Source organism: Mucilaginibacter sp., from assembly GCF_039935595.1.
Lineage (GTDB): Bacteria > Bacteroidota > Bacteroidia > Sphingobacteriales > Sphingobacteriaceae > Mucilaginibacter.
The window spans coordinates 1-6,845 of record NZ_JBDTJZ010000056.1 but is presented as its reverse complement, the minus strand read 5'-3'; the positions used below and the strand labels follow the sequence as shown (position 1 = coordinate 6,845).

The following is a 6,845-nucleotide window of genomic DNA, read 5'->3' as shown; positions in this document are numbered from 1 at the left end:
ATCAAAGGCCGGGTCGGGTATAGCCGCCGATACACTTTTTTTAGGCTGATCAACCGCAAATGTACCACGCAGGTATATGATATTACTGTTTGGGGCAGGCAGATAGGGGTAGGCATTGTCCCCGGTACCTGCCGGGGCATTGGTCAACTCGCTTTTATAAGTAAGGTAAGGGGTATGCGGTGTGCTGCCCGCAATGTCAATGGGAGTACCTACTCGCCCGGTTTTTAAATTAACATCAAACTGGTTCTCGCGCCAGCAAAGGGCATTGGCGCCTGCACCATAATAGGTGCCAATGTCCTGCCATATCCAGCCATCGGGTATGGCTTGTGTGCCGTAAGCGGTATCATCGCCAATAATGCGGCCGTTTATTTTTTTTATGCCCGCTTTTTTTAAAGCGGCTACCATTTGATTAAGTATGTTGTTCTCTTTGGTGGCTTCCCAGCGTGGGCTGCCCAGGGTAGGGTCGCCGCCGCCCTTAATAATGATATCGCCATTTAGGGTGCCATCAGCAATGGTGCCGCTATAACCAAACTGGGTTTGGTATTTAAAATCGGCCCCTAAAACATTAAAAGCGGTAATGGTGGTAACGGTTTTTAAGGTAGAGCCCGGCGACAGGCCCACCTTTGGGTTCCCCGCAAATACCTGCTCGCCGGTTTTGGCATCCAGTACCGTTAATGATACGGTTGCATAACCGCACTGACTGTCGGCCTGCAAACGGTTAAAAGCTGTTGTTAACTTTTGCTGCAACGATTGTGCATCCGCGAAAGCGCAAACAAATACGAATAAACTAAGTAATGGTAATCTCTTCATCCTTTATATAACGTTTAGCTACGTAATAAATGGGTACACCCAATAAAACTATTACTAAACCGCCTGTTGAGTATTGTGGTTTGTATAATAACAGCAAAATACAAAACGCTAATCCTAATAAAATATATATGGCCGGTAAAACCGGATAACCAAATGCTTTATAAGGGCGTTCGGCATTTGGCCGCTTTACGCGTAAAATGTAAATACCTGCTATAGTTAATATATAAAATATTACAACCACCAGTGATATCATATCCAGCAGATCGCCATACTTACCGCTTAAACACAGTATACCGGCTACCACACATTGTATCCATAAGCCAAACTGAGGAACAGCGTTTTTGTTTAGCGTACCTGTGCGTTTAAAAAACAAGCCATCCTTGGCCATGGTATAATATACCCGCGCGCCCGACATGATTAGCCCGTTATTACAGCCAAAAGTTGAAATCATAATCATTAAAGCGATAACGATAGTACCCACATTACCAAATATCACCTGCGATGCGGCCACGGCCACACGGTCCTTATTGGCATTGGCAATATCATGTAAGGGTAATACGCCCGTATAAACCAAGTTAATGCTTACGTAAATTATAGTTACTATCAATGTGCCAAAAAATAAACTTAAACCAATATTACGCTGCGGATTTTTCATTTCGCCGGCTATAAAGGTTACGTTGTTCCAGGCATCGCTGCTAAAAATACTGCCTACCATCGCGGCAGCTATAGCGCCTAAAGCGGCCCCTATACCGTACTGTACAACGCTACCATCCTTATTTAGCTGGTGAATATTCCAGGCGTTGGTCCAGTTGGCATGCCATACATCGCCCTTTATCATGATGAACCCAAATATGATGAGTCCGAACAGGCTGGCCAGTTTGGTTATAGTAAACGTATTTTGGATGATCTTACCACTTTTTATGCCACGGGTGTTGATGTAGGTAAGTAATACTATCAAAGCTATCGACACACATTGCGCCGAACTAATTATAATATGCCATGACCCAATCGTCCTATCAAAAGCCCTATGATCTTCACTTACATAGGGAACCAAAGCATCAGGCACTACATACGCGGTAAATTTTGAAAATGCCACCCCAACTGCCGCTATTGTCCCCGTTTGTATCACCGCGAAAAAACTCCAGCCGTATAAAAAAGCTATGAGTTTATTGTATGATTCTTTTAAATAAACATATTGCCCGCCTGCTTTGGGGAACATAGCGCTTAACTCGCCATAACTTACAGCGGCGGTAAGTGTCATGAACCCGGTAATAATCCATACGGCAATTAACCACCCCGATGAGCCTACATTACGGATAATATCCGCACTCACAATAAAAATACCCGAACCTATCATAGAGCCGGCCACCAACATTGTGCCGTCAAGCAGGCCCAGTTCGTGTTTTAATATTGTTTTTTTTGCCATTGAAATACGGGGTTTAAACGCTTAAACTTATTCAAAAAACTTTATAAAAAGGATGATGTTGTAAAGAAATTAATTTTCTTAATTTGCGAACCCAAATTAGGGCATTGAATTGAACTCAAAACAATAAAAAATAACAATCACTAATTAATATATATGGAGTTTTTGAACACTTACTTAATTTATTTAATCCCTGTTTTTGGTTTGATCGGGGTTTTATTTATGGTCATTAAATCGGCCTGGGTAACCAAACAACCAACCGGCGATGAGTCAATGACCGAGCTTGCCGGTTACATTGCCGACGGTGCAATGGCATTTTTGCGTGCCGAATGGAAAGTATTAGGATATTTTGTGGCTGTTGCGGGTGTTTTACTTGCCTGGAGCGGTACAACCGTAGCTACATCAAGCCCGGTTATTGCCATATCATTTATTATTGGAGCTTTCTTATCTGCTTTTGCAGGTTACTTGGGTATGCGCATTGCAACCAAATCAAACGTGCGTACTACACAAGCGGCTAAAACAAGTTTAGCACAGGCGCTTAAAGTGTCATTTACGGGTGGTACCGTTATGGGTTTAGGTGTTGCAGGTTTGGCTATTATAGGATTAGGCTCATTATTTATTGTGTTTTATACCATGTATGTGGTAAATACAGGTGGTAATGTTAACGGAGAGGCTATGGCCAAAGCGTTAGATGTATTAGCAGGTTTCTCATTAGGTGCCGAGTCTATCGCGTTGTTTGCGCGTGTAGGTGGTGGTATTTACACTAAGGCTGCCGACGTAGGTGCGGATCTTGTAGGTAAAGTTGAAGCAGGTATCCCCGAGGATGACGTACGTAACCCGGCTACCATTGCCGATAACGTAGGTGATAACGTTGGTGACGTTGCAGGTATGGGCGCGGATTTGTTCGGATCATACGTGGCAACTATGCTGGCTACCATGGTGTTGGGACGCGAGATAGTATCTCACGATAATATGGGTGGTATTGCCCCGGTTTTATTGCCAATGGTGATTGCCGGTTTAGGGTTAATATTCTCTATAGTGGGTGCCGCTTTGGTTAGAATTAAAAACGAGACCGACAGCGTACAAAACGCCTTGAACATGGGCAACTGGGCATCAATAGTATTAACAGCTATTGCTACTTATTTTGTGGTACAATGGATGTTACCAAATGATGCTATGCACTTAACCCGTGATTTGGATGCTAATGGTGTTATTAAAGAAGGCTCGTTAGTGTTCACTAAAAACGGTGTGTTTGGTTCTATCCTGGTAGGTTTAGTGGTAGGTACTTTAATGTCTATCATCACCGAGTATTATACCGCTATGGGTAAACGCCCGGTGTTGAGTATTATCAAACAATCATCAACCGGCCATGCAACCAATATTATAGGTGGTTTGGCTATCGGTATGGAATCAACTGTATTGCCAATATTAGTATTAGCATCAGGTATTTACGGATCATATTACTTTGCAGGTTTATACGGTGTGGCTATCGCCGCGGCTGGTATGATGGCAACAACAGCTATGCAATTAGCTATTGACGCGTTTGGTCCAATTGCTGATAACGCAGGTGGTATTGCCGAAATGAGCCAGTTGCCACCAGAAGTTCGTCACCGTACAGATAACCTGGATGCCGTAGGTAATACTACTGCAGCAACAGGTAAAGGATTTGCCATAGCGTCAGCAGCGTTAACCTCATTAGCCTTATTTGCGGCTTTTGTGGGTGTTGCAGGTATTGAGCATATTGATATTTATAAAGCCAACGTATTGGCAGGTTTATTTGTGGGAGGCATGATACCTTTCATCTTCTCGGCATTATGTATATCGGCAGTGGGCCGTGCAGCAATGGCGATGGTTGAGGAAGTTCGCCGCCAGTTCCGTGAGATACCGGGCATTATGGAGTACAAGGCACGCCCTGAGTATGAAAAATGTGTGGAGATATCAACAAAAGCATCTATTCGCGAGATGGTTGCCCCGGGTTTGATCGCTTTAATAACGCCTATCGTTATCGGTTTTGCCTTTGGTCCCGAAGTATTGGGTGGTTTATTGGCAGGTGTAACCGTATCAGGTGTGTTAATGGGTATTTTCCAAAGCAACGCGGGTGGTGCATGGGATAACGCTAAAAAATCATTCGAAAAAGGGGTGGAGATAAACGGCGAAATGTTCTACAAAAAATCAGAACCACACAAAGCATCAGTAACCGGCGATACCGTAGGCGATCCATTTAAAGATACCTCAGGCCCGTCAATGAATATTTTGATCAAATTGATGTCAATTGTATCATTGGTTATTGCGCCGCACTTAAATAGCGAGGTTAATCACAGCCAGCGTTTGCAAAACGAATTAAAGCTGCGCTCAATGCACACGCAAACCATTCATGTAGATAAGAAGGTTTAAATATCTTATATCATATTTAAAAAGAGGCAGCCTTATGGTATGCCTCTTTTTTTATGATATTAAATTTAATGCCGGCTATTTAACACAAAAAAATATTAGCTGATTTTTTAATTTATTCAGACAATATTGCTGTATTTGAGTGTAACAGGCATTTATTTTTCAAATTAAATAAGTAAGTTTGGGAAGATGATTAACTGATAAAATAAATAATTAACAATTTATGAGATACAAAAAACCTCTCGACACACTATTAAAGGAAGCCGCCGAAACCGGTTCAGGAACTTTAAAGCGCACGTTAAGTAGCTTTAACCTTGTAACAATGGGAATAGGTGCTATTATTGGTGCTGGCCTATTCTCCTTAACGGGATTGGCTGCTGCTAATAACGCAGGACCGGCTGTTACTATATCATTTATTATTGGTGCTATAGGTTGCGCATTTGCAGGGTTATGTTATGCTGAATTTGCGAGTATGATACCAATTGCAGGTTCTGCGTATACTTATTCCTATGCTACTATGGGGGAATTTGTAGCATGGATAATTGGCTGGGATCTTGTTTTGGAATATGCATTGGGTGCAGCTACAGTATCGATCAGTTGGTCACAATACTTAATTAAGTTTCTTCATTATTTTAATCTGCAAATACCACCCCAAATAACCATGTCACCATGGGAACACGTAACGATGGCTGATGGTTCTATTGTACATGGTTATTTCAATTTACCTGCGGTTTTTATAATTGTTTGTCTTTCATTATTATTAATAAGAGGTTCAAAAGAATCTGCTTTTGTAAATAACACACTTGTAATTTTAAAAGTAGCTGTAGTATTAGTTTTTATCGGTGTGGGATGGCAGTATATTAACCCGGCAAATCACATACCATATATTCCTAAAAACACAGGAACTTTTGGTGAGTTTGGCTGGTCTGGTATATTTCGTGGTGCAGGCGTTGTGTTTTTTGCCTTTATTGGTTTTGATGCCGTATCAACTGCGGCCCAGGAAGCTAAAGACCCTAAACGTGGTATGCCAATAGGTATAATAGGATCTTTAGTAATATGCACAATACTTTATGTGTTATTTTCACATGTAATGACGGGAATAGCTAATTATAAAGAATTTAAAGATAGCGCGGCACCCGTTGCTATCGCTATTGCTAAAACGCCTTATGCTTGGTTACAAGAAAGTATAATTATAGCCATACTTGCCGGATATACTTCAGTAATATTAGTAATGTTAATGGGGCAATCACGTATTTTCTTTACAATGTCTAAAGATGGATTATTGCCAAAAGTATTTTCAAAAGTGCATCCTAAATTTCAAACGCCCTATAAATCGAATTTGTTCTTTGCAGTATTTGTAAGCTTATTTGCCGCTTTCGTTCCTGTAAAGGTAGTTGGAGAGATGGTTTCTATAGGTACTTTGTTTGCTTTTGTCCTGGTATGTATAGGAGTAATGGTAATGCGTAAAAGCGATCCCAATACTCCACGCCCTTTTAGAGCCCCTTGGGTGCCTTTTGTTCCTATTGCAGGTATTTTAATATGTTTATCTATGATGGTTTCATTACCGGGTGATACATGGATACGTTTAGCAGTTTGGATGGCGATAGGACTGATCATATATTTTGCCTATAGCAAACATCATTCATTGATAAGGAAAGGTATAGTTAGTATTCCGACAGACACGCCACCACCGATGGCATAACATTAAACAAAAAAGGTTCTGGTTTGTCAGAACCTTTTTTGTTTCTATCACTTTTACCAGTAGCTTTATATCAATCGTATTTAAAAAGAATAAATTATGCACCCATTTATTTTCAAAGAGATACTATCCATTACCATGATCCTCTTCGCGATCATTGATATATTGGGGGCTATTCCTGTTATTATCGAAATGCGTCATCGCGCCGGTCATATCGAATCAGAAAAAGCAAGCGTAGTAGTGTTAGTGCTGATGATCGTGTTTTTATTGGTAGGCGATAAACTACTGGATATTATCGGCCTGGATGTGGCATCATTCGCCATAGCAGGCTCGCTTGTGATATTTATCATCGCCATGGAAATGATATTAGGCATTAACCTGTTTAAAGCCGATGATATGCCGCAAACGGCTTCTATTGTACCACTTGCCTTCCCGCTCATAGCCGGTGCAGGAACCATGACCACGCTACTATCTCTCAAATCACAATATCAAACACAGGATATCATGGTGGGTATAGTGATA

Annotated in this window: 5 protein-coding genes; 3 read left to right on the top strand and 2 right to left on the bottom strand. The window is 41.4% G+C overall.

The window, feature by feature from the left end:
* The coding region (gene dacB, locus ABI367_RS03140; RefSeq protein WP_462227359.1) for a D-alanyl-D-alanine carboxypeptidase/D-alanyl-D-alanine endopeptidase at positions 1–810 on the bottom strand (810 nt) is incomplete at its 3' end.
* Entirely contained in the window at positions 788–2,236 is a 1,449-nt protein-coding gene (locus ABI367_RS03135; protein ID WP_462227358.1) for an APC family permease, read from the bottom strand. The genes dacB and ABI367_RS03135, both read right to left, overlap by 23 nt.
* A gap of 153 nt (positions 2,237–2,389) precedes the next feature.
* On the opposite strand from ABI367_RS03135, the gene ABI367_RS03130 reads away from it, so the two are divergent.
* From ABI367_RS03130 to ABI367_RS03120, 3 genes are all read left to right on the top strand, one after another.
* A complete protein-coding gene (locus ABI367_RS03130) occupies positions 2,390–4,627 on the top strand; it encodes a sodium-translocating pyrophosphatase (protein ID WP_462227357.1) in 2,238 nt (745 codons plus the stop codon).
* Positions 4,628–4,847: 220 nt separating this feature from the next.
* Positions 4,848–6,326: an amino acid permease gene (locus tag ABI367_RS03125; protein WP_462227356.1), complete on the top strand. Its 1,479-nt coding sequence runs from the start codon at positions 4,848–4,850 to the stop codon at positions 6,324–6,326.
* A 96-nt stretch (positions 6,327–6,422) separates the two neighbouring features.
* A partial coding sequence (locus tag ABI367_RS03120; RefSeq protein ID WP_462227355.1) for a MarC family protein occupies positions 6,423–6,845 on the top strand: 423 nt, incomplete at its 3' end.